20 protein-coding genes are annotated in these 21,549 nt (G+C 62.3%); 5 read left to right on the top strand and 15 right to left on the bottom strand.

Annotated elements, in window-relative coordinates:
• Positions 1 to 48: 48 nt before the first annotated feature.
• The 5 genes from CDA63_RS16235 to CDA63_RS16215 all read right to left on the bottom strand — a co-directional run bounded on the left by CDA63_RS16235 (position 49) and on the right by CDA63_RS16215 (position 8,126).
• Positions 49 to 2,184, bottom strand: a complete 2,136-nt coding sequence (locus CDA63_RS16235; RefSeq protein WP_165768344.1) for an RICIN domain-containing protein — start codon at positions 2,182 to 2,184, stop codon at positions 49 to 51.
• Between the two features lie 85 nt (positions 2,185 to 2,269).
• Positions 2,270 to 3,700, bottom strand: coding sequence for a glycoside hydrolase family 30 protein (locus CDA63_RS16230; protein WP_088465511.1), 1,431 nt, complete (start codon positions 3,698 to 3,700; stop codon positions 2,270 to 2,272).
• Between the two features lie 108 nt (positions 3,701 to 3,808).
• Positions 3,809 to 5,089 carry a sugar MFS transporter gene (locus CDA63_RS16225; RefSeq protein WP_088465510.1) on the bottom strand — a complete coding sequence of 427 codons (1,281 nt, stop codon included), beginning with the start codon at positions 5,087 to 5,089 and terminating at the stop codon, positions 3,809 to 3,811.
• A gap of 463 nt (positions 5,090 to 5,552) precedes the next feature.
• Entirely contained in the window at positions 5,553 to 6,950 is a 1,398-nt protein-coding gene (locus tag CDA63_RS16220) for a DEAD/DEAH box helicase (RefSeq protein WP_165768343.1), read from the bottom strand.
• A gap of 225 nt (positions 6,951 to 7,175) precedes the next feature.
• The gene (locus CDA63_RS16215) at positions 7,176 to 8,126 is read right to left on the bottom strand and encodes a YihY/virulence factor BrkB family protein (protein ID WP_088465508.1); all 951 of its coding nucleotides are present in this window, start codon (positions 8,124 to 8,126) and stop codon (positions 7,176 to 7,178) included.
• Positions 8,127 to 8,318: 192 nt separating this feature from the next.
• Between CDA63_RS16215 and CDA63_RS16210 the strand changes: the two genes are divergently transcribed.
• The gene (locus CDA63_RS16210) at positions 8,319 to 8,831 is read left to right on the top strand and encodes a DUF2062 domain-containing protein (protein ID WP_088465507.1); all 513 of its coding nucleotides are present in this window, start codon (positions 8,319 to 8,321) and stop codon (positions 8,829 to 8,831) included.
• Between the two features lie 151 nt (positions 8,832 to 8,982).
• On the opposite strand, the gene CDA63_RS16205 is transcribed toward CDA63_RS16210, so the two are convergent.
• The 5 genes from CDA63_RS16205 to CDA63_RS16185 form a co-directional block, all read right to left on the bottom strand.
• Positions 8,983 to 9,978 (bottom strand): enhanced serine sensitivity protein SseB, encoded by a 996-nt coding sequence (locus CDA63_RS16205; protein ID WP_088465506.1) that lies wholly within the window; start codon positions 9,976 to 9,978, stop codon positions 8,983 to 8,985.
• Between the two features lie 201 nt (positions 9,979 to 10,179).
• Complete coding sequence (locus tag CDA63_RS16200) at positions 10,180 to 10,605, bottom strand: c-type cytochrome (RefSeq protein WP_242434708.1); 426 nt, start codon at positions 10,603 to 10,605, stop codon at positions 10,180 to 10,182.
• Positions 10,605 to 11,303 (bottom strand): SCO family protein, encoded by a 699-nt coding sequence (locus tag CDA63_RS16195; protein ID WP_088465505.1) that lies wholly within the window; start codon positions 11,301 to 11,303, stop codon positions 10,605 to 10,607. The genes CDA63_RS16200 and CDA63_RS16195 overlap by 1 nt, the downstream gene beginning before the upstream one ends.
• Positions 11,303 to 11,647, bottom strand: coding sequence for a hypothetical protein (locus CDA63_RS16190; protein WP_088465504.1), 345 nt, complete (start codon positions 11,645 to 11,647; stop codon positions 11,303 to 11,305). The genes CDA63_RS16195 and CDA63_RS16190 overlap by 1 nt, the downstream gene beginning before the upstream one ends.
• A 168-nt stretch (positions 11,648 to 11,815) precedes the next feature.
• Positions 11,816 to 12,313, bottom strand: coding sequence for a DUF4112 domain-containing protein (locus CDA63_RS16185; RefSeq protein WP_088465503.1), 498 nt, complete (start codon positions 12,311 to 12,313; stop codon positions 11,816 to 11,818).
• Positions 12,314 to 12,440: 127 nt separating this feature from the next.
• Here CDA63_RS16185 and CDA63_RS16180 point away from each other — a divergent pair, with 127 nt between their 5' ends.
• Positions 12,441 to 13,430 (top strand): aldo/keto reductase, encoded by a 990-nt coding sequence (locus CDA63_RS16180; protein ID WP_088465502.1) that lies wholly within the window; start codon positions 12,441 to 12,443, stop codon positions 13,428 to 13,430.
• Positions 13,431 to 13,599: 169 nt separating this feature from the next.
• Here CDA63_RS16180 and CDA63_RS16175 read toward each other — a convergent pair whose 3' ends face one another.
• Positions 13,600 to 15,054, bottom strand: coding sequence for a DNA integrity scanning protein DisA nucleotide-binding domain protein (locus CDA63_RS16175; RefSeq protein ID WP_088465501.1), 1,455 nt, complete (start codon positions 15,052 to 15,054; stop codon positions 13,600 to 13,602).
• A 220-nt stretch (positions 15,055 to 15,274) separates the two neighbouring features.
• Between CDA63_RS16175 and CDA63_RS16170 the strand changes: the two genes are divergently transcribed.
• Positions 15,275 to 15,541 carry a hypothetical protein gene (locus tag CDA63_RS16170; RefSeq protein ID WP_088465500.1) on the top strand — a complete coding sequence of 89 codons (267 nt, stop codon included), beginning with the start codon at positions 15,275 to 15,277 and terminating at the stop codon, positions 15,539 to 15,541.
• 17 nt (positions 15,542 to 15,558) lie between these two features.
• On the opposite strand, the gene CDA63_RS16165 is transcribed toward CDA63_RS16170, so the two are convergent.
• On the bottom strand, positions 15,559 to 16,794 hold the full coding sequence (locus CDA63_RS16165) for a BaiN/RdsA family NAD(P)/FAD-dependent oxidoreductase (protein WP_088465499.1): 1,236 nt from the start codon (positions 16,792 to 16,794) through the stop codon (positions 15,559 to 15,561).
• 169 nt (positions 16,795 to 16,963) lie between these two features.
• Between CDA63_RS16165 and CDA63_RS16160 the strand changes: the two genes are divergently transcribed.
• Positions 16,964 to 18,151, top strand: a complete 1,188-nt coding sequence (locus CDA63_RS16160) for a cation:proton antiporter (RefSeq protein ID WP_088465498.1) — start codon at positions 16,964 to 16,966, stop codon at positions 18,149 to 18,151.
• A gap of 128 nt (positions 18,152 to 18,279) precedes the next feature.
• On the opposite strand, the gene CDA63_RS16155 is transcribed toward CDA63_RS16160, so the two are convergent.
• Together CDA63_RS16155 and CDA63_RS16150 are read right to left on the bottom strand one after the other, a co-directional pair.
• Positions 18,280 to 18,840 (bottom strand): MarC family protein, encoded by a 561-nt coding sequence (locus CDA63_RS16155; RefSeq protein ID WP_088465497.1) that lies wholly within the window; start codon positions 18,838 to 18,840, stop codon positions 18,280 to 18,282.
• A gap of 179 nt (positions 18,841 to 19,019) precedes the next feature.
• Positions 19,020 to 20,087, bottom strand: coding sequence for an aminotransferase class V-fold PLP-dependent enzyme (locus tag CDA63_RS16150; protein ID WP_088465496.1), 1,068 nt, complete (start codon positions 20,085 to 20,087; stop codon positions 19,020 to 19,022).
• 368 nt (positions 20,088 to 20,455) lie between these two features.
• On the opposite strand from CDA63_RS16150, the gene CDA63_RS16145 reads away from it, so the two are divergent.
• Positions 20,456 to 20,857 carry a carboxypeptidase-like regulatory domain-containing protein gene (locus CDA63_RS16145; protein WP_088465495.1) on the top strand — a complete coding sequence of 134 codons (402 nt, stop codon included), beginning with the start codon at positions 20,456 to 20,458 and terminating at the stop codon, positions 20,855 to 20,857.
• A gap of 113 nt (positions 20,858 to 20,970) precedes the next feature.
• On the opposite strand, the gene CDA63_RS16140 is transcribed toward CDA63_RS16145, so the two are convergent.
• The gene (locus tag CDA63_RS16140) at positions 20,971 to 21,417 is read right to left on the bottom strand and encodes a type II 3-dehydroquinate dehydratase (RefSeq protein WP_088465494.1); all 447 of its coding nucleotides are present in this window, start codon (positions 21,415 to 21,417) and stop codon (positions 20,971 to 20,973) included.
• Positions 21,418 to 21,549 lie beyond the last annotated feature (132 nt).

Here is a 21,549-nt window from a genome sequence, read left to right as displayed (position 1 = left end):
CCACGCGCCCGGCAAAAGACGTCCCGGCGCAGGCCCGGGCGGGTTAAGTCATTCATGGGCGACGACCACGCGGCGCAGCAGGGTGCCGGTGGGCGTTGCCAAACGCAGCAGATACACGCCGGAGCGTACAGCAGCCACAGGCAGCGTCAGCGGGTTTTCGCCGGGCCGAACCATCAGGTCTGGCTGGCGAGCCACCACCCGGCCGGTGAGGTCGAGGAGGCTGAGCGTGAGGTGCTGGGAGGCGGGGGCGGTGTAGTAGAGGCGGAGCTCGGCATCGGCCACGGTGGGGTAAACCTGCAAACGGGCTTCGGTGGCGGCATTGGCCGTGGCTAGGGGGCCGCTGGCCGGACCCAGGTCGGTGAACTGCCAGCGCTGGTTGGTGCCGCCCCCGAAGGCGTACTGCTGAATCAGGGCCCCGTCGGCGGTGGACTGGTCGAGCACGTCGAGGGCCTTTAGGCTGTACTTATTTACGATGCGGTAGGTACCATCAAAATTGGACAGCACCTGCCAGTACTGGCTGTCCTGGTTCAGCAGCTCGTACTGGTACACCAGCACTCCGTTTTCCACCGAAGGCCCCACGATATCAAGGTTGCGGCGGCTGTTCACGTTAATCAGGCGCACGAAACCGCCGTCGGCGGTCAGGCGTAGCTCCCACTGCTGATGGGCGGCGGCAGTGGTGGGCATCTGCTGCTGCAGGCGGCCGGCGTTGTCGAGCGAAGCGCCCTGAATGCCCAGCACCTTACCGCTGTGCCGGGCCGTAATCTGGTAGCGTCGCCCGGCCGGTGGGCCGGCGTAGGGCGTTACCAGGCCGTCGTAGTTGCCGCCGCCGGGGTAGTTGATGATGCCGTTTTTGTTGGGCGAAATGGCCCCGACCGCAGTGTTGGACACGCCCCGGCGGAAGCGGATGTTTTCCAGCACCTGGGGCAGCCCGCCCGGCCCATCCACGATGTAGGGCGACGGGATGCGAAGCAGGGCCGCGTTGTTGCCGTCCTCGAAGCGCTTGTAGGTCCAGTGGCACCAGCCGATGCCTACGGAGTTGAGGTTGCGGCCGGCCTCGCCCATCCAGGCGTCGGTGTTTTCGCCGGTTTCGCCCACCCAGATGGGCACGCTGTAGCGGGTGCGGAAGTTGCGCAGGTTGCCAATGAAGCGCAGGTTGTTGGCCCCCGGCTCAGTGGAGTTCACCCCGTTATCGAGCAGGTAACCGGTACCACTGTAGCGGTGGGAGTTGTAAACCAGGTTGCTAGCATCGGTGAAGGTAAACGGCTCCAGGTAGTTGAAGTCGTTGCCGTAGCCGTTGCCCTCTAGCAGCAGCAGGTGATTGTCGCCCTCGGCCCGCACGGCGCTGATGAGCCGCTGCATGACGGCGTGAATCTGCTGGTTGGTGGGAACGTGGTTGGGCTCGTTGAGCAGGTCGTACATGGCCACCCGGGCGTCGTTCTTGTAGCGCCGGGCCAGGGTGGCCCACAGCCGCACGGTCATGTCCTGGTAGATGGGCTGGTACCAGAAATCGAGGGGCTGCAACGCGTCAGCAATGTTGGCGTCGGTGCCCTGGGAGCCGGGGGCGGCGTGCAGGTCGAACACCACGTACATCTTGTTGGCCGCCGCCCAGGTCAGGGTGCTGTCAATGAGCCGGACTGCCTCCAGCCGGGCCGGGTCGCGGAACAGCTCGTCGGCGTCGTACCAGCTTTGCAGCGACGTCAGGTAGGATGCATACGGCACCGTGCCCCGGATGACGCCGTTGCGCACCGCCCGCTGGGCCGGGGTCAGGAACAGGTCGTAGTGCAGGGGCAGGCGCAGGCAGTTGAACCCCAGGGAAGCCAGGTAGTCGATGTCGGGCCGGGTGATGAAATTGTCGCGGTAGTTCTGGTAAAACGCCTCCACCTGGGCATCGGAGAGGCCGGCGTTGTAGAGGGTTTTCTTGACGGTGCCCTGGGTCTGCTTGCCGTCGATGCCCGGCCAGCCCGGCTTGATGATGTAGCCTTCCTGCAGGAGCCAGCCGCCCAGGTTCACCCCGTTCAGCACCACTTCTTGCCCGCTGGCATTCACGATTTTGGGCCCCCGGGCCCGCAGCATACTTTGCCCCACTGCCGCCGGACTAAACCCTGATAGCAGCAGCACCAGCAGCAGCAATCCACCCCAACGCTGAGTCGAAGAAGGGAAGAGCATGGTAGTAGTCGTTTTCATAGCGGTGGGGAGCAGACGGTGAAAAGGCACCAAGTTCCGGCGACCCGTACAGGCTGCCCGGCTATTCGCCGCCACTCCGGCCGGCCTACCACACATAGGTGGCGGCCGCCCCGGCCGGCAGCGTGGAGCGGAACGCCCGGCCCTGGTAGCGCAGAGCAAAGGCCCGCACGGTGGGCGAGTTGTTCTGCACGATGACCACCCGCTGGCCCGTTGGCGTACGGAAGGCTACGTTGGGCAGCGTGGCCGAGGCCGTGGAGGCAATTCGGACCGAGCCGGGGCGCACGAACTTGCTGGCGTGGGCGATAATGTAGTAGGCGTCTTCGCGGGTTACGGTGTCGCCGGCCAGGGTGAGGGCGCCGCGGCACTCGGTGCAGCCGCCGGGCGTGTGTGGGTTCTGCTGGGGGTCGGCGGCCAGATTCCACTCCAGCACGGTGCGGGCCCAATTGCGGGTGGCCCCGATCAGGAGCGTGCGCACGTGCCAGGGCAGGTTGCCGGCAAAGGCGCTCTTCGAACCCACCCACTGCTCGGTGAAGTACACGTTTTTGTCGGGGTAAGCATCGTGGACCTGGCTCAGGGCCTCAATAAGGCCGGCGTAGAGGTGAAATGCGGTGCCATCGATGTATCGACGGGCCACGGAATCCTGCAGCACGGTCAGTGGGTAGTCGGGCCGGTCGGCGTTGTGGTCGTAGATGATGATTTTGGTGGCGAGCCCAGCCTTTTCAAAAGCGGGTCCGAGGTGGCGCACAAATGCGGCCTGCTCGGGGGCCGGCATGAGCAGGCTGGGGTTGTTGCCGGGGTGTAGGGGCTCATTCTGGACCGTCACGGCGTCAATCCGCACGCCCTCGGCCCGCATCTGCTGCACGTACTTCACGAAGTACTGCGCGTAAACGGGGTAGAACTCGGGCCGCAGCGAGCCGCCCTTGGAGCTGCCGTTGGTTTTCATCCAGGGCGGCGGCGACCAGGGCGAGGCCATCAGCTTGATATCGGGGTTGATGGCCAGAATTTCGCGCAGCACCGGCAGCAAGTGCACGCGGTCGGGGGCCAGACTGAAGTGAGCTAACTCCGGGTCGGTCTGGCCCGCGGGCAGGTCGTCGTAGCTGAACACGGCCGCATCGAGGTCGGAGGCCCCGATGCTCAGGCGCAGGTAGCTCACCCCAATGCCCGCGCCCTCGGGGCTGAACAGCTCCCGCAGTAGCGCCGCCCGGGCCGCCGGGCTCATGGCGTGCAGCAACGCGGCGCTACCGCCCGTCAGGCAGTACCCGAACCCGTCCATGGTCTGGAACGTCTGCCGGTCGTCGACTTCCAGCACCGGCTCATCAGCATCGGCGGGAGCTGCCCCCGCGGTCCATACTGGGGCTGGCTGGGGCTGGAACAGGGCCGATTTATCGGGGTTGGTGAGCCAGAACTGCACGGCTGCTGCGCCTGCCTGCTCCGCCGCCGGGCGCTGGCAGCCCGCGCTCCAACCAAGCGTCAGGAGCAGGACTACAGGCCGGAATAAACGGGCAGAAAAAGGCATAAGTGGGCGGGCGAAAAGGCAAGGCAGTAGCCGGCAATCCGGGCTCTCGGACTGTGAAAACGGCTGATTTAGCAGAGTAGAAAAGGCGTGGCCGAAACCGGCGGTCGATTAGGCGGCCGCCGTGGCCGCAACGGGCCGGTGGCCTTTCAGGCCGTACCACATGATGTAGGCGTAGCAGAGCACAGGCAGAATGAAGGCCCAGCGCAGGGAGCTGGCATCGGCAATGAAACCGAACAGCAACGGAATGATGGCCCCGCCCACAATGCCCACGTTCAACAAGCCCGAGGCTTCCTCGGTGTTGCGGCCCAGGTCGCGCACGGCCAGCGTGAAAATGGTGGCGAACATGATGGAGTTCATCAGGCCCACGGCCAGCAAGCTCCACATGGCCACTTCCCCGGTCGAGCTTACCGAAATCAGCACCAGAATAACGGCACCCAAAGCGTTGAAGGCCAGCAAACGGCCGGGGTTGAACTTGTTGAGCAGGTAAGCGCCCAAAAAGCGGCCCACCATGGCGCCACCCCAGTACCAGGCCACTTTGTCGCCGGCTACTTTGGGCGTCAGGCTCATCACATCGGGCAGGTGGAGGTAGCTCACGATGTGTGAGCCAATAGCCACCTCGCCGCCTACGTAGGCAAAAATGCCCAGCACTCCGAACACTAAGTGGCGGTAGTGGTAGGCGCGGCGGGTCAGGTCTTCGTTCTCCGACTCAACGTGCGCGATTTTGGGCAGCTTCAGCATCGCCAGCAGGCCGCTGATGATGATGAGCACGACCCCGATGGCTAGGTAGGGCGTCTGGACGGCCTTCACGTCGATAGCGGCGGCCGAGGCGGCGGTGTCGAGGTCGGGCAGGTTCTTGAGGATGAGGGCCGAGCCCAGCAGCGGGGCCACGGTGGTACCCAGCGAGTTGAAGGCCTGGGTGAGCGTGAGGCGGGCCGGGGCCGACTGGGGCGGGCCGAGAATAGCTACGTAGGGGTTGCCTGCCACCTGCAACAGCACCACGCCGGTAGCCAGCACGAACAACGCCCCCAGAAACAGGCCGTAGCTGCGGCTGTCGGCGGCCGGGTAGAACAGGAACGCGCCGAGGGCCGCAATCAGGAAGCCGGTCAGCATGCCGCCCTTGTAGCCAATGCGCTGCACCAGCCGCCCGGCCGGAATGCCCATCACGAAGTAGGCCCCGAAAAAGCACAGGTTAATGAGGTTGGCCTGGGTGTAACTGAGGCTGAAAATGGCTTTCAGGTACGGAATCAGGATGTCGTTCAGGCAGGTGATGAAACCCATCATAAAGAACAATACCGTAAGCGAGGCCAGGGCGGGCGTGTAGTTGGGGGTTTCCGCGCCGGGGGCAGTGGGAGCAGCACGGAGGGGGGTGGCAGAAATGGGAGCGGCCATGATGAGAGTAAGGAGGGAGGATAATTGGTAGGGTGAAGGGCGGCCGGTAAACCGGCTCTTCCAACCAAAGTAATCGATTCTGACCGGATGGTTGCCTTAGGTGGTTTTGCAGCATCGGCCAACCGTTGTTTTGGCTAAGCCAGCACCGGCTATAATCCCGCTCACACCGTTCTCGGCCCGCTACCGACTGGTTCAGACAATCAAATATAGACTCCTGCCCGACGGAAAAAAAGATGCTTGACAAGGTCCTAGGCGGGGTTAATTGCCGCCTATACGCTTACCGCACACCCTATACCTTTCGCTCTCAGCCCCTGATTCGGTTGACGCGAAGCCGCTCCCGACCAGTCGGCCGGATAAGAAACAACGAAAAAACCCGGGATTGGCCGCGCAGTGCGAAGCCAATCCCGGGAATGAAAACGGTTGTCCTTATCAGGCTCCGCGCCAAAACATGGCGCGGCAGTGGTTACGCCACGATGGAAACGCGCACTTTGCGACCCTTTACCTTGGTGCCAGCCAAACGGTCGGCGACCTGCTGGGCCTGCTCGCGAGGTACGGCCACGTAGCTGTAGTAATCGAATACCTCAATGTGGCCTACTTCGTCGCGGGCCACGCCGCCCACGTTCACGAAGGCTCCCACTAGGTCGTGGGCGCTCACTTTGTCCTTCTTACCGGCCGATACGTGCAGGGTGATGTTCTCGGGGCGGGGAGCCTTGGGCGCGGCGGGGGGGAGCTTGGGCGCGTGCATGGGCTTCCATTGGATGGAGGCCGCCACCGGCCACTTCTGCACGTGGGCCTGCTCCTTCTCGGTGGCCAGAATGTGGGCCGTACCCTCGGCCCCGGCCCGGGCCGTGCGGCCGGCCCGGTGCTGGAAGCCGTCGGCCTTGTCGGGGGCGTCGTACTGCACCACCGTATCGAGTTGGGTCACGTCGATGCCGCGGGCGGCTACGTCGGTGGCTACCAGCACTTGGCTGGAGCCGTTGCGGAGCTTGAGCAGGGCTTTGTCGCGCTCGGGCTGGGGCATTTTGCCGTGGAGCACCTCGGCCGCCACGCCCCGGCCTACCAGGAAGCGGGTCAGCTCCATGCACCGGTCGCGGGTGTTGCAGAAGATGAGGGCGCGGCCGGTTTCGGGCTGCTGCAACAGGTGCAGCAGGGCGGCCGGCTTTTTCTCAACGGGGCCGAAGTGGCCGAGCAATGTCAGGCTCTCGGGCAGCTCGTCGGTGTCGCCGCCGGCATTCACCACCCGGGGGCGTGTCAGGTTCTTGCGGATCAGGTCCAGCACCTTGTCCGACATCGTGGCCGAGAACAGCAAGGTCTGGCGGCGGCGGGGCAGGCGCTTGATAATCTCCACCAGCTCGTCCTGAAAACCCAGTTCCAGCAGCTTGTCGGCCTCGTCGAGAATCAGGGTTTTGAGCTGATTCGGGATAATGCTGCGCCGCTCAAAGTGGTCGAGCAGGCGGCCGGGGGTGGCCACCACGATGTGGGGCGCCTGGGTGAGGGAGGCGGTTTCTTCGCGGAAGGCATGGCCGCCGTAGAAGGCCGCTACCCGTAGGTTGGGCAGGTACTTGCCTAGCTTCTTGAGCGCGTCGCGCACCTGCAGGGCCAGCTCGCGGGCCGGCACCAGCACAATCACCTGCACGGCGTCCTGCTTCAGATCGAGCAGTTGCAGCACTGATAGGCCATAAGCAGCAGTTTTACCCGAGCCGGTGGGCGCTTGCCCGGCTACGTCCTGGCCAGCCAGGGCCATGGGCACCACTTGCTCCTGCACGGGGGTGGGAACAGAGAACTGAAGTTCTTCCAGGGCTTGGAGCAGTTCGGGAGCAAGGCCGAGGTCGGCGAAAGTAGACGGGGTAGTCGGAGTCATAAACGCGGGTTCAATCCGCAAAGGTAACGCTTTGTTGAAGGGGAACAGGGAAAGATTATAAGTGAGAAAGGGGAACGTCATTCTGAGCGAAGCCGGAGGCGTAGTCGAAGAATCTCTGCTGCTTCGTTGGCTTAGCAGTTCAACGAAGCGGTAGAGATTCTTCGACTACGCCTCCGGCTTCGCTCAGAATGACGTTCTGTCTGCGTTCGGTTCCCCTACCCTTTCTCACCTCTCCTCAACTTCCTGCTCCACCACATCAACCAGCCGGTAGCGCACGGCCGATTTCTTGGGCCGGATATCGAGGCCCACGTGGTGGGCGTAGACTTTGGTGAAGCAGGCCCCGAAGTAGAAAATCATGGCCGAGTAGAATACGAACAGTAGCACCAACACGATGCTCGAAGCCGGCCCATAAATGGGGCCCAGGTTGCGCGGTACTAGCAGCAGGCTCAGCACATTTTCGCCCAGACTGATAAGCCCGCCCGTCAGCAAAGCCCCGCGCCAGGCCGCTTTGCGGGGCACTTTAGCGCTGCTCAGGTTGCGGAACGTGACCCCGCACCAGCCCACCAGAATCAGCAGCGAAAACACCAGATTGCTCGTTTCCAATACGAAGGCGCTGATGGTAGCGTCGAAAAAATCGGCGTAGTGGGCCACAAATCCCAGCGCTGCATCGAAGAGAAAAGCCAGCATCGAGAGCAGCCCGGTGGCCAGCAGCAGGCCCAGCGAGCGGGCCCGCTCCTTAAGCACGGTGCGCAGCCGGCCGTTGCTGCGCCGCACCCGCACCTGCCAGATCTGGTTGAGCGAGTGCTGGATGACGCCGAACAGGGTGGTAGCAATGAAGAGCAGAAACCCGAAGCCCAGCCACGTCACGAGCCGGCTGCGTTCGATATCGGTGACGTTGCGCAGGATCTGCTCGACCAGCCCGGCCGCCGAGGCGCCCAGCAGGTGGGAAAGTTTGGTGAGCAGCAGCACCCGCACCTGCGAGGCCGAATATAGCGAACCCAGCCCCTGAATGAGGATGATGACGATGGGCGGCAGCGCAAACGTGGTGAAGAAGGCCGTGGCCGCCCCCAGCCGCAGCGGGTCCTGGGCCCCAAATTCGCGAGCTGCCCGTTTCAGCAGCAGCAGAAAGGCGGTGAAGGGGCGGCGGGCGCGGCTAAGCGCAGATACGTAGGGCATGGAAAAAACAGGCGGATCGGGGCAATGTAACCAGCACGGCTGCGGAGGGCGAAGGTACTACCCGGCCACCGAACCCGGTGGTTTTTCCGTAGCCCGGAAAATTACCGCAATTTCGTGGCCAGGGCCACTTAACCGAATGCGGCTTTTGCCCCTTACCGCGCCGCGAAGTCTTCGCTTCTTTCTCCCGCCCTCATGCACGACGCTGTCGCTCCCGATTCTGCTTCGCCCACCCCGGTCCCGCCCGCCAGCTGGTGGCGGCGGCGCGTGCTGCAGCCGTTGCTGAACCTTTTGCAGCAGGGCCTCACGCCGCATCAGCTGGCCCTTACGGTGGCCCTGGGCTCGGCCTGCGGCCTGATTCCGATGCTGGGCGTGACTTCGCTGCTGGCTACGTTCGGGGCAGTGCGCCTGCGCCTGAATGTGGCGGCTACTCTGCTCGTTGCCCACCTCTGGAGCCCGGTGCAGTTGCTGGTCATTATTCCCATGCTGCGGCAGGGCGCCCGGCTCTGGGGCGGCTACACCCCCGAACTGACACTGGAAAAGCTCCGCTTCCTGTTCAGCCACGACTGGCTGGCCGCCCTGGGCCTGCTTTGGCATGCTATTCTGGGGGCGCTGCTGCTCTGGGCCGGCGCGTTCCTGGTATTGGGACCAGTGCTCTACTTCACGCTGCGGCCAGTGCTGCGGCGGGCGATGAGTCGCCAGGAATAAAGCTCCGGCAATTAGGGGCTTGAAAAAAGGAACGTCATCCCAAGCGAAGGGAAGAATAGCGCGTGCCGTCGTTGAGGATTAGTTCAACGATTAGCACGCCAAATTCTTCCCTTCGCTCGGGATGACGTTCCTTTCTCTAAGCACTAAGAGCCTAAGCCCGGCTATAAATCGGCTCGGTCGTGAGCAGGTACTGATTCAGGGGTTCTTCGGAAGCGGGGTCTATCAACATCAGGTCCACGAATTGGGCCTCGTTGATTTTGCCTTGAATGACGGGCCCCAGATCCTGCAGGAAAGCCGGATCTTTTTCTTCGCTATCGAAGGCTACGAGCAGCCGCGACTGGTCGGGAGCGTTCTGCATGCGCATCTCCGTGAGGTACACCTTGTTGATGGCAGGCTGGGTGGCGCAGTACTCGCGCAGCCCGGCCAGCAACTCAGTCGGCTCGGGGTCGGGCTGGTGCAGCGAAACCTGCACGTCCTGGGGCGGGGCGGCTTCGAAGAGCTGGCCGGCCATCAGGGCCTTAATTTCGTCGGCTGGCAGCAGCTTGCCTACTGCCGAGAAGGGGTTGAGGGCGCAGTCGGCGTCCTGGACCATCGTGAAGAAGTCGTGGCCCCGCAGGCGCATATAGGTTACGCTGCCTTCGGGTACGGCTCCGTTATCGAAAAGGCGCTCTACGGCCGTGAACACGGCGATTTTGCCATCGTGCAGGGCCTGGAGCTGAATTTCCATGCCTTCACTAGGGGTGATTTCGCCGGGCTCCTGACCTTCTTTGGCGGCCATCACTACCACAATTTCTTCGCCTAGCAGTGCCTGGTAAAAAGGCGTCCGGAACTGCGGGTCCTGGGCGGCCTGCATCAGCAGATGCTCCAGAATGTTGAGGGGTTGGAAATCAACTTGCTCCGGCATCATCCCGCCCTGGTTGCCGGGCATCGGAATGGGCGGGGCAGGCGGAATGAAGGGCATTGGCGCCGGTGCTTCTTCGGCCGGCATGGTGTAGTTGGCGCCCTTGTAGCGCGGGCCGGTAAGCTCGGCCGGGGCAGTGGGTTGGGCCGCTGCGCCGGAGTCGGCGGCAGGGGAGGAGGGAGCAGCGGGGGTAGGAGCTGAAGCGCCGTCTTCGGGCTTCTTTTTCAGAAAGTCAAACAGACCCATATCAAAACAAAGAGATGAAAGTGCAAGCTAAGCAGGTTTGGGCGAAGATGCACACCAAAATATGCGACCAATCTCTCCGGACCTGCTTTCCCAATGGGTCAGCGAACGACCCGGTTACTACTCATAGCCGCCGCCCGGCCGCCCGATAAGCAGCTCACCCAGCAGGCTCAATCACGCACATCGGCGGCTTCCTTCACCTCTTTACTGCCCGTCCGAGCCGTTGCAGCGGCCGAGCAGCTCCGAGGTTTCGCGGATGGTGTAGGGCTGGTTGTGGTTGCCCCAGGTGGTTTGCACGAAGTTGAGCAGGTTGGTAATCTGCGAGTCGGTCAGGTCCTCGTGGCCGGGCATCACTTGGTTGTACTCGATGCCGTTGACCACCAGCGGACCTTTCATGCCCTTGCGTACAAGGCAGGGTAGCTCGGCCCGGTGCAGGGCCACGTAGTCGGCGGCGGCTACGCCCGGAATCAGGCGCTCCAGGCCCTGGCCCTGGTCGCCGTGGCAGCTGGCGCAGTGGTTGGCGTAGAGCTTGGCGCCCTCGTTCTGGCGCTCCGTAAAGCACCCGCTCAGGCCCACCGTGAGCAGCGCTGCCCCCACTGCTGCTGCCCGCAAAATACTGGCCGCCCGCATTAGCGGGTAGCGGTTTGGCGGCCGGCCGCTTCTTCCTTCAGCAGCACCGGAATATCCTGGATGAGGCGGTCTACTTCGGCCGGCACCATACCATCGTACACGCCCCGCACCCGGCGCTGGGAATCTACGAGAGCGAACGTGCCGCTGTGGGCAAACCCGCCCTGCACAGTGCGGTCGACTTCGGCCCCGGTCATATAGGCTCGGGCCAGGGCGAAAATGGTGTCGTGGGGAGCCGTGGCGAAGTGCCAGCGCGCGGCATCCTGAATGCCCAGCCGCTCGGCGTAGTCGCGCAGCACCGGAATGGAGTCGTGGGCCGGGTCGATGGTGTGGCTCAGGAACAGCACGTTGGGGTTCTGGTCGAAGGCCTTGTACACCCGCAGCAACTCGCTCTGCATTTTGGGGCAGATGCTGGGGCAGGTGGCGAAGAAGAAATCCGTGACGTAGACCTTGCCGGCAAACGTCTGGTTGGTAATTACCTGGTTGTCCTGGTTGGTGAGGCGAAAGGCCGGGATGCGGTCGGGCAGGGTGTCGGCGGGGGAAGTAGGCTCGGCCGTTTTAAAACCCAGCACGGGCAGGCGGTCGGGTTGGGTAGCCGCGTTATCGGAGGCGGAAGGCGAGCAGCCGCCGAGCAGCAGGCCCAGGCCGGTAACGGTAGCAGCCAGCAAATGGCCGAAGCGGTTCGAAAACAAAGTCGTCATTATTGAGCAGATGATGGATTGGCGGCCGGGGCGGCTCCTACCAGCTGGCGGGCCGAGTCCTGGCTGCTTAGAAACAAACGACTCACCGAATCGATGCGTTCCTGTTGGCCGGCATAGTAGGCGAGGCGGCGGGCGGCAGTGGCCGAGTCGGCTGGCCGACGGTAGTTGTGCATCCAGAACATCATCCCGTTTTCGGCCCCCAGCAGCGCCCGGCGACTACGGCCGGTGGCGGCGGTATCGGCGGCCGGTAGTTTGGTTAGCTGCTGGCGCAACTCGTACAGCTGGTCCATCTGGGCCATGAGCGAGTCGTGGTGGGCCAGCACGGTTTTTTCGGCGGTAGCCACCTGTGCTCGGCATCAGGCTGGGCCTGGCAGGCCGCCAGCAGCAGTAGCAACGGCGTCAATCGGAGCATTTTCATGGGGCAAAGGTACGCACGGAAGATGAGCGCCCGGTGTAGACTAACGTGCCGTGATGCCCCCGCCAGCAGCTGTTACCAGCCTATTCAGCCCTTATCAGCCCGGGTTGTGCCCGGCCGTGGCCCAGTGCCAGAGCAATGCGCCCAGCGTCCAGGTGCCCCAAGCCAGTAGGCCACCGAATACCAGCAGCGTCAGGATGATAAACAGCAACAGGCCCTTGCCGCTGCCCTGGTACTTGCCCTCGGCGTAGTGGGCGCGCAGCAGCGCCACGTTGCGGTCGTTGGCTTTGTAGGCGAAGTCGAAGATGCTGCCCACTATCGGAATAGCCCCGATCAGGGCATCGAGCACGACATTGAACACCATCCGGACCACCAGGCTGCCGCTGGCCCCGTGGCGCAACATGGTCATGATCAGGATACCGGAAATAGCCAGCGAAGGCAGGCCGCCGACCACCGGAATCAGGCCCATAATGGGGTCGAGGCCGAAGCGCCAGGTGGTGCCGGGTACTTTGAACTGGCTGTCGAGCAGGCGTGAAATGCGTTCCACCCACAGCAGGCGGTTGTCTTGGTCGAAAGTTGGAGTTGGAGTGGGCATGGGGGAGGCAGGAAAAGGGTTTCAGCGAAGAAACGCAGGGGAAACCTGGAGGTTGGGGCGGCGGGCAAACTTCTGGCCGCCGGGGCCGTTCTGGCTATTCATCCCCTCACCTAAACCATACCGCACTATGAAAACTCGCCAACTAGGCCGCGCCGGCCTTTCCGTTTCCGCCCTGGGCTTAGGCTGCATGGGCATGTCCGATTTTTACGGTCAGCGCGACGACGAGCAGAGTATCCGCACCCTGCACCGGGCGCTGGAGCTGGGCGTTACGTTCTTCGATACGGCCGACATGTACGGCCCCTTCACCAACGAAGAATTACTGGGCCGGGCCCTGAAAGGCCGCCGTAAGGAGGCCATCATCGCCACCAAATTCGGCATCCAGCGCGACCCCGATAATCCCGAGAAGCGCGGTATCAATGGCCGGCCCGAGTACGTGCGCTCGGCCTGCGAGGCCAGCCTTAAGCGCCTTGGCACCGACCACATCGACCTGTACTACCAACATCGCGTCGACCCTAGTACGCCCATTGAGGAAACGGTGGGGGCCATGAGCCGGCTGGTGGAAGAAGGCAAGGTGCGTTTCCTGGGCCTGAGCGAAGCCGCCCCCGATACCTTGCGCCGGGCCTGCGAGGTCCACCCGATTACGGCGTTGCAAACTGAGTACTCGCTTTGGAGCCGCGAGCCCGAAGACGAAATTCTGCCTACCTGCCGCGAGCTGGGCATTGGCTTCGTGCCCTACTCGCCCCTGGGCCGGGGCTTCCTCACGGGGCAGATCAAGAAATTCGAAGATCTCGACGCCGACGACTACCGCCGCCATACGCCCCGTTTCCAAGGCGGGAACTTCCAGAAAAACCTCGATTTGGTAGCCCGCATCAAGGAAATAGCCACTGAGAAAGACTGCACCCCCGGCCAGCTGGCCCTGGCCTGGGTACTGGCTCAGGGCGACGATATCGTGCCCATTCCTGGCACCAAGCGCGTAAGCTACCTCGAAGAAAACGTGGCCGCCGCCGACCTCCTCCTCACGCCCCAGGACTTGGCCCGCATCGACGAAATAGCCCCCCGGCACGCCGCCGCCGGCTCACGCTACCCCGAAGCCATGATGAAGAGCGTGAATGGGTAGGTTTTAGGGAAATTAGGGAAAGAACGTCATGCTGAGCCGGAATCGAAGCATCGCTACCGCAATGGTAAATCCAACGTCAGGATTACTATTGCGGTAGCGATGCTTCGACTCCGGCTCAGCATGACGTTTCTTTTTTACGCAGTCTTAAAACCTGAAAAACCTCACTAACCTACCGCCGTACCGGCGGGAGCAAATCAATCCAGCCGTCTTCGCTGACGACGATGGCCAGCACGGGGTAGCGGCTGCTTTCCACGTAACGCAGGGCCGAGTTGTAGCGCGAGCCGCGGCTGGAATCGCCTTTTTCGGTAGCCAAACCGTCGAGGATGGCTCCGATGGCGTGGCAGACGCCGGCCGGGTCGATGAGCACGGCCCCGTCGATGTTCGTGACCAAGCGGAGCACGGAGGGCGTCATCAGGCGCGGGGCCACCCGGAAACACTGCCGGGTGAGGCGGGCTGCTTCCTGGGCCGCGCCTTCCGAAATAACCAGAATAGTGCCGTGGGTTTGTTTGGTGGCCTTGAGCGTAAGCTCCCAGAGGTAGGCCACTCCGGCACCATCAACGGCCGGAAACACTCGATTCACAGCCCGCGTGAAGTTGTCCTCGTCGATGGTGCCCTGGGGCAGGCGCGGCGTGTTCGATACCACTTTCATCATCAGATGCGCGTCGTGGCTCAGCTCCCAGCTGTAGTGCTTGGTGAAATGCACCGTGAATACGGGCTCGTACTGGGCATTGTCGGGCTCCACGAGGTAGCCCAATCCAAATACGTCGGTGGCATCCGTTATAAGGGCGTTGCGGCCCTCACTCAGCTCCAGCAACTTCCGGACGCGGCGGTGGTCGCGCAACGGAATCGGCGATTCGAGGGTGAGGACAGGTACTACGGCCGGGTGGTGGCGGCGCGAAACCAGCATCGTGCCCACGCCCTCGTCGCCCTCGTGGCGCAGGGCGGCCACGCCGTTGCAGGCATCGTAGAGGCCGTGGGTTCCGGCGGCGGCCCGCAACATGAAGCGGCGGCCAGCGGCACGCAGCACCTCGTTATAGTCGCGGTTGAGCACCAGCCGGTCGTCGTCGTCGTGGTCCGATTCGCGCAGAGCCCGGGCAGCATCCTGCAGGAACTCCTGCACGGTGGCGGCCAGTAGCGAGGGCGGCCGGTTAGGCTCGTCGGCGCCGGGCAGGGCATAGTAGTTCTGGTAAGCCTCGCCACAAAGCTGAAGCACCACGATAACCTGGTAACCGCCCGTGCCGATGGGCAGGGAGCAGAAGCTCACGCGGTCTTCCTGGCGCTGGCTGACCAATTCCTGCAACGTCTGTTCGGTGGCCCGGCGCAACAGCTCGTACCAATGCTGCTTTTCGTAACGGTCGTGGTCGAGCGGGTGAAGGTGGTACACCACTTCGCGGGGGCCATCGGGTTCGAGGGCGGCAGCATGCATCTTAACGGCCGCAAAATCGGCGGGCCCGTAACGGTGCGACTGGGGCTCCACGACCACGGCCTCGGGTTCGTCGGTTTCGCGGGCCGAGGCCACGCCCAACAGGAATACTTCCGGTTTTAAGGCCCGGTCGAGCAGGTTAAAAACGCCATCAGCAAAAAGCTGGACGGATACGCGGAACAGGCTTTGGTTTTCCCACATAGGGGCGGCAGGCAGAGCGTGGAGGGCAGGATGAGGAGGGCGGAAAGGGAGAGGTACGCAAAAACTTCGCCGAAAGGCGAAGCCCCCGGGCACATAATGCGCCTCGGGGCCAACCTTGGGCCGGGCCAGGGGTTATAAGCAGCAGTCCCCAGTCCCTCACATTTGCGCACCCGCCCCCGCTGGTGTATCTTCCGCAAGATTTCCGTTCAGCCCCCGCGTCATGTTCGTCGATTTAGTTATAGCTGGCCTGTTTGCCATTTCGCTGCTGCCGTTCACGACGGGTTACTGCGCTTATAGCTATGGCCGCTCGTTCTGGCTTTGGTTCGCGCTGGGCTTCCTGCTGCCCATTGTTTCTTACTTCATCCTGTTTGCCCTCATCCTGCGCCAGCAGCTCGACCATGGCCAGCGCCTGCTCAACGAGGCCAAAACCCTGCTCGCCGAAGCCGAAGCCGCCGAACGGGCCGTGAATGAGCGACTCGGTGAGTGAGTGAACCATCCACTCGCTCACCTTTTTGCGGACAGCCATTGCAACATCCCGTGGGCGGCCCAGGCGCCGGTGCTCAGGCAGCCTTGCAGCAGGTAGCCGCCGGTAGGCGCTTCCCAATCGAGCATTTCGCCGGCCACGAACGTGCCGGGGTGGGCGCGTAGCATCAGGTGCTCATCGAGGCCCGCCCAAGCCACCCCACCGGCCGTACTGATGGCTTCGTCGAGAGGCCGCAGACCGCTAACGGGAATGGGCAGGGCACTAAGCAGGGCTACTGCGGCGGCTGGTTCGACTGGAAAACTGAGGGGGGGCAGCTCCCGAAGCAGCGTAGGCACCGGGGCCGTTAGGCGCAGGGCGTCCGCCAGAAACGAGGCCACCGATTTGCCCGGGCGGCGGCGCCCGAGCTTGGCCAGCAGCTGGCTGGGGCTGAGGTCGGGCTTGAGGTGGAGGTGGAGCAGGGCCGGGCCGCCGCTGGCCAGCGCTTCCCGCAGCTGGGGCGTGAGGGCATACACGGGCGTGCCTTCGAGGCCGTAATCGGTGAGCATGATTTCGCCCCGCACCGTAACCGGGCCGCAGCTCAAGGCCACATTCTTGAGCGGCTGCCGGCCCACTTTCTCGCGGAAAAACGACGACCATGCCACCTCGGCCCCGCAGTTGCTGGGTGCGAAGGGCTCAACGGGTACGCCCGCCCGCACCAACTCGGGCAGCCAGCGGCCGTCGGAGCCGGTTTTGGCCCAGCTGGCCCCGCCCAACGCCAGCAGCGTGGCGGCGGGCCGGGTGCTCATTTCCTGGCCGGTGGCTTCGTCGCGCAGGCGCAGGCCACCGTTGGCGGCAAAGCCCAGCCAACGGTGGCGCAGGTGCAGCTCTACGCCTAGCGCCCGCAGCCGGGCCACCCAGGCCCGGAGCAGTTCGGCGGGTTTGTGCTGGGGCTCAGGAAACACCCGGCCGCTGGTACCCACGAAGGTGCCAATGCCCAGGTCGGTGGCCCAAGTCCGCAGCTCGGTGGGGGAGAAGTGGGCCAGGTAGCGGGCGAATTCGGGCTGGCGGGCGGCGTATCGGGCCGCAAAAGGGGCCGCGTCTTCGGCGTTGCTTAGGTTGAAGCCCCCGTGCCCGGCCACCAGAAACTTGCGGCCCACCGTGGCCTGGGCCTCGTAGAGGCGCACCCGGCAGCCGGCTTCGGCCAGACGCTGGGCAGCCAGTAGCCCGGCTGGCCCGCCGCCCACCACGGCCACCTCAAAACCCAACGAATTATGCATCGGGCAAAGGTACGGCCCCGCACCGGCCAGCCCCAGTTTTTCCGCCAAAGCTGCCCTAATTCCGCTCCAAGCCCGCCGAAACTGTATCTTCGCCTTCCCCGGGTCTCAGCTATCCGCCGTTGCGGCGCGTATAGCCGAGGCCACAACCGGGCTACCTTCTACTGTTTCTATGGGTTCTTATTCCATCCTCATCGGCCTGAGCCTGGCCGTGATTCTGTCTTACCTCTTCGACCTGATTGCCCGCGCCACCAAAGTGCCGTCGGTGCTGATGTTGCTACTCTCAGGCATTGCCTTGCGTCAGGGGGCCGACTACTTCGACTTTACCTTCACTACACCCAAAGTAATACTGGAAATATTCGGTATTATTGGTCTGATTATGATTGTGTTGGAAGGGGCACTCGACCTCAAGATAACCCGCGAAAAAGCTCCCCTTATCCGGCGTTCCTTCTTTGCGGCGGTGCTCATGCTAGTGGTGCAGTCGGTGGTTATTGCCCTGATTCTGCACTTCTGGCTGCACGTTAACTTTCAGAGTTGCCTCGTCAATGCTATTCCGCTGGCCGTTATCAGTTCGGCCATTGCCATCCCGAGCGTGGCCGGCCTGACGGGCGAAAAGCAGGAATTCATCATCTACGAGAGTACATTTTCCGACATTCTGGGCATCATGCTCTTCAACTTCGCCCTCCAGGACAACTTCGCCCAGGGCATGTCAGTCGTTACCTTCGGGGTCGATGTGGTATCGGTGTTGCTGGTGGCCGTGGTCAGCACGGCGGCCCTGGTGTTTCTGCTCGACCGGATTCGGCTGCACGTCAAGTTCTTCCTGATCCTGGCCTTCTTGATTCTGCTTTACAGCGTGGCCAAAAACCTGCACCTCTCCTCCCTGATTCTGGTGCTCGTGTTCGGGCTGGCCGTCAATAATGCCGATCAGTTCATGGTGGGGCCCCTGAAACGGTGGTTCAACCCCGAACGCCTCACCGAGGAGCTGCACCAGTTGCGCAGCATCACGGCCGAGTCGGCCTTCCTGATTCGCACGTTTTTCTTTCTGCTGTTCGGTTTCAGCATCACGCTGGGCAAGTTGCTCAGCCCCCAGCTCCTGATTCAGGGTGTGCTCATTGTGTCAGCCCTCACGGCCATCCGCTACTTCTACCTGCGCTACATCGCCAAAACCGACCTCATCCCCGAGCTGTTTATCGCCCCCAAAGGCCTGATTACGGTATTGCTTTTCTATAGTATTCCGCAAAAACACCTCATCGGCGAAGTCTCCGAAAATATCCTTTTCCTGGTTATCCTGCTCACCGGCGTACTCATGATGGTTGGCCTGCTCATGAGCCGCGAGGAGCCGGAAATAGGGGAATACTGAGTTTTTAGAAGTGAGATAAGTGAGATAGTAGAAGTGAGAGGGGAGACCTTCGTGCTGCCAGCCTAAATGAATTGGGCGTCAGCATGAAAGTCTCCCCTCTCACTTCTACTATCTCACTTATCTCACTTCTAAAAATTCGTTTTGAACAGCTTGATGGCGATGGCCAGCAGGATGACGCCGAACACGCGGCGCAGGATGTCTTCGCCGGCCTTGCCAAGCTTGCGCTCGATCCAGGCCGAGCTTTTGATGACCAGGTACACGAACACCAGGTTCACGAGCACACCGGCCAGCACGTTGGGCAGCTCGTAAGCGGCCCGCAACGAAAGCAGGGTGGTCATGGTGCCGGCCCCCACGATAAGCGGGAAGGCTAGCGGCACGATGGAGCCCGTGCCGGCCGCCGGGTCGTGGCGGAACAGCTCGATGCCCAGAATCATCTCCATGCCGATGAGGAAGATGATAATGGCGCCGGCTAGGGCAAAAGATTGGAAATCAACTCCAAAGAGCGAGAGAATGCTCTGGCCCACGAACAAAAAGCTCACCATGAGGATGCCGGCCACCAGCGTAGCTTTCTCGGCATTCACGCCCCCTTCCCGCTGCCGAATCTGAATAATAATGGGCACTGAGCCCAGAATATCGATGATGGCAAACAGCGTAAGCGTGACGGAGGCTATTTCTTTGAGGCTAAACATGAATCACAAATGTTGCTGATGTTGCTGATAGCGCAGATCCGTTCTGGCGGCAGATCCGTTCGGGTGGTGGATTCGTTCTGATGAGTGGGTGATGGGGCCGATTGAACAGATCCGCCGCCAGAACGAATCCGCTACTAGAACGAATCTGTGCCATCAGCAACATCAGCAACATCTGTGATTTAGGAGAACTCGCGGGCGAAGAACTGCACGAGCTGTTCGAAGGCGGCATCGGGGATGGCGGGGAAGTTGGCGATGCGCACGCTGGTGGGCTTCAGGTCGCCGTAGCCACTGCCGATAAACAGATCTTGAGCCAGGGCCCGGCGCTTCACTTCATCGATGAGGGCGGGTGTGCCTTTCAGGCCAATTACGGTGTGCGAGCGAGTCTCGGGGTTGGTTACCAGCGGCCGGAGCTGGGTGGCCTGGTCGAAGTAATCGTAGAGCTTGGTAGCCCGCTCGACTACGTGCTGGTGGGTGGTTTTGATCGGTGGGTTGTCGTGGATGGAGCGGCTCAGCAGGTAGATGCCCAGCACGTTGGGCGTGTGGGTGGTCTGGAAGTTGAGCATCTTGTCGTACTGGTCGGGCAGCGAGTTGTAGTGGCTGCGCTCATTGATTTTGCGCAGCCGCTCCACGGCCCTCGGCGAGAGCACCATTACCGAGAGGCCCGCGGGCAGCCCGAAGCACTTCTGCACCGACGAAAACCAGATGTCGCCCTTAATGAATTTGAGCTGGATGCCAGCCATCGAGGACGTGGCATCGACGGCCAGCAAGGCCCGGCTGGGCAAGCGGTTATACATGTTGAGCACCACACCGTCGCGCAGCTGGGTGGTGGTGCCGGTTTCGTTTTGGGTGATGCAGACCAAGTCGGTCTGGTCGTCGAGGCCGGGCAGCTTATCCACGTCGGGCACCTCATCGATGCCGAACTTATGGCCCACGGAGGCCGGGCGCAGGGACTTAGCAGCCTCGTACCACTTCTGGCCAAAGGCGCCGTTGTAGAGGTGGAAGCTCTTGGTGGGTGTTAGGCTCTGGGCCAGCACTTCCCAGCTCTCGGTGGCCGAGCTCATGAAGAACACGGTATAGTCCTGCGGAATGTTGAGCTTGGTTTTAAGCTCCTGCACGGTCTGGCGCACAAGCTGTACAAACCGCTCGCCACGGTGAGGCGCCGAGAGCCAGCCCTCGTCAAAAGCGTCCTGCAAATATTGACGTACCTGGGGGTACACCTGCGATGGTCCGGGATTGAAAGTATACATCAATAGAAAGATTAGGGGTGGAGCTACAAAGGTAGGAAATGGGGAATGGGAAGGCTGGCGGGCCGGTTTTCCTTGGCCTGAAAGCCGGAATGCACCACGTATCTGGTCTGCCGCCTACCTTAGCGGCGCCCATGCGATGAAGACACCCCCGGTGACAGATTCGGGGAATTGATCCGCCGCTAAATCCGGCTGATTTTACAGTCCGTACGTCGGCCGTTTGTTGCGTTTCGGGCAGCTTACGCCATGCTGTTCCTCCCACTTATACGTTCCCTCCTACCAGCAGGTATAACCTGCTTGCCTAATCGTGTATCTTTAAACACTACTTACTACTATGGCTCTGCCTGTTGTTTTTAGCTGAGCAGGCCCGGATGACCACCAGCGCATTCGAGGGCTTCGTGGCCGATCCGGCCGGGTCAGCTATTTCGGGCACCATTATCGTGCTTACCCGCGTGCCCACCGGTACCCAGACCGATGCCAGCGGTAAGTTTCTGCTCAACAAGCTGCGCCCCATCGGTCCTTACGCCTTGCAGATGAGGTTTGTAGGCTACACTACCCAAACCCAGGCAGGGCTGTACCCGAACCTGGGCAAAGTGGCCCGCCAGACCTTTAGGCTGGTAGCCGCCGCTACGGCCTTGGGCGAAGTAACCGTGGTGGGCAACCAGAGCGACCCGTTTTCGGCCGACAAAAACGGGCAGGCCTTTTACCTGGGCCGCGAGGCCATCCAGAGCGTGCCCACGCTCAACCGCAGCCTCGGCAACCTCACGCCCTAGAGCAACAGAAACTCGTTTGGGGGACCAGCTACCGCTTGATGCGCGGAATACTCTGATTGACGTTACTTCCAGCCAGTTATTCGCACGGTCTGAAATGGGTTCACCTCACTTTCTCATACCCGGAAGCCCATGCGCTTGGGGCGCTGGCCGTCGAAGTAGTGCAGGGCCAGCTTGTAGCTGTCGAGTTTGAAGCCGCTGATGCTGCCCACGCAGTTGCGGCCCAGCAGGCTGCGCTGGCGAAACTCCTCGCGGGCATGCAGGTTGCTCAGGTGTACCTCCACCACGGGCGCCCCAATGGCGGCCACGGCGTCGGCCAGCGCCACGCTGGTATGGGTGAAGCCGCCGGCGTTGAGCACGATGCCGTGGTAGCTAAAGCCTACTTCGTGGAGCTTATCGAGGAGGACGCCCTCGTGGTTGCTCTGAAAATACTCCAGCTCGAACTGCGGAAAGGCCTCCACCAGCTCGGGCAGGTAGTCGTCGAACGAGCGGGTGCCATAGATGCCCGGCTCGCGCCGCCCCAGCAGGTTCAGGTTGGGGCCATTAAGGATAAGGATTTTCATGGGGTAGGGGAGTGGAAGCTTGGTTGAGGGGGGATTTGGGGAGCAATAGGATTATTCACTACTTGCGCCCTCGATTCAACAACCATTTCATTCGCTATCCAACATGAAAAAAGTTACGCTGCTACTCGCCCT

The organism is Hymenobacter amundsenii (assembly GCF_002204745.1).
In the GTDB taxonomy this organism is placed as follows: domain Bacteria; phylum Bacteroidota; class Bacteroidia; order Cytophagales; family Hymenobacteraceae; genus Hymenobacter; species Hymenobacter amundsenii.
The sequence above is the reverse complement of the archived record's forward strand: the minus strand, read 5'-3'. Positions and strand labels throughout refer to the sequence as shown.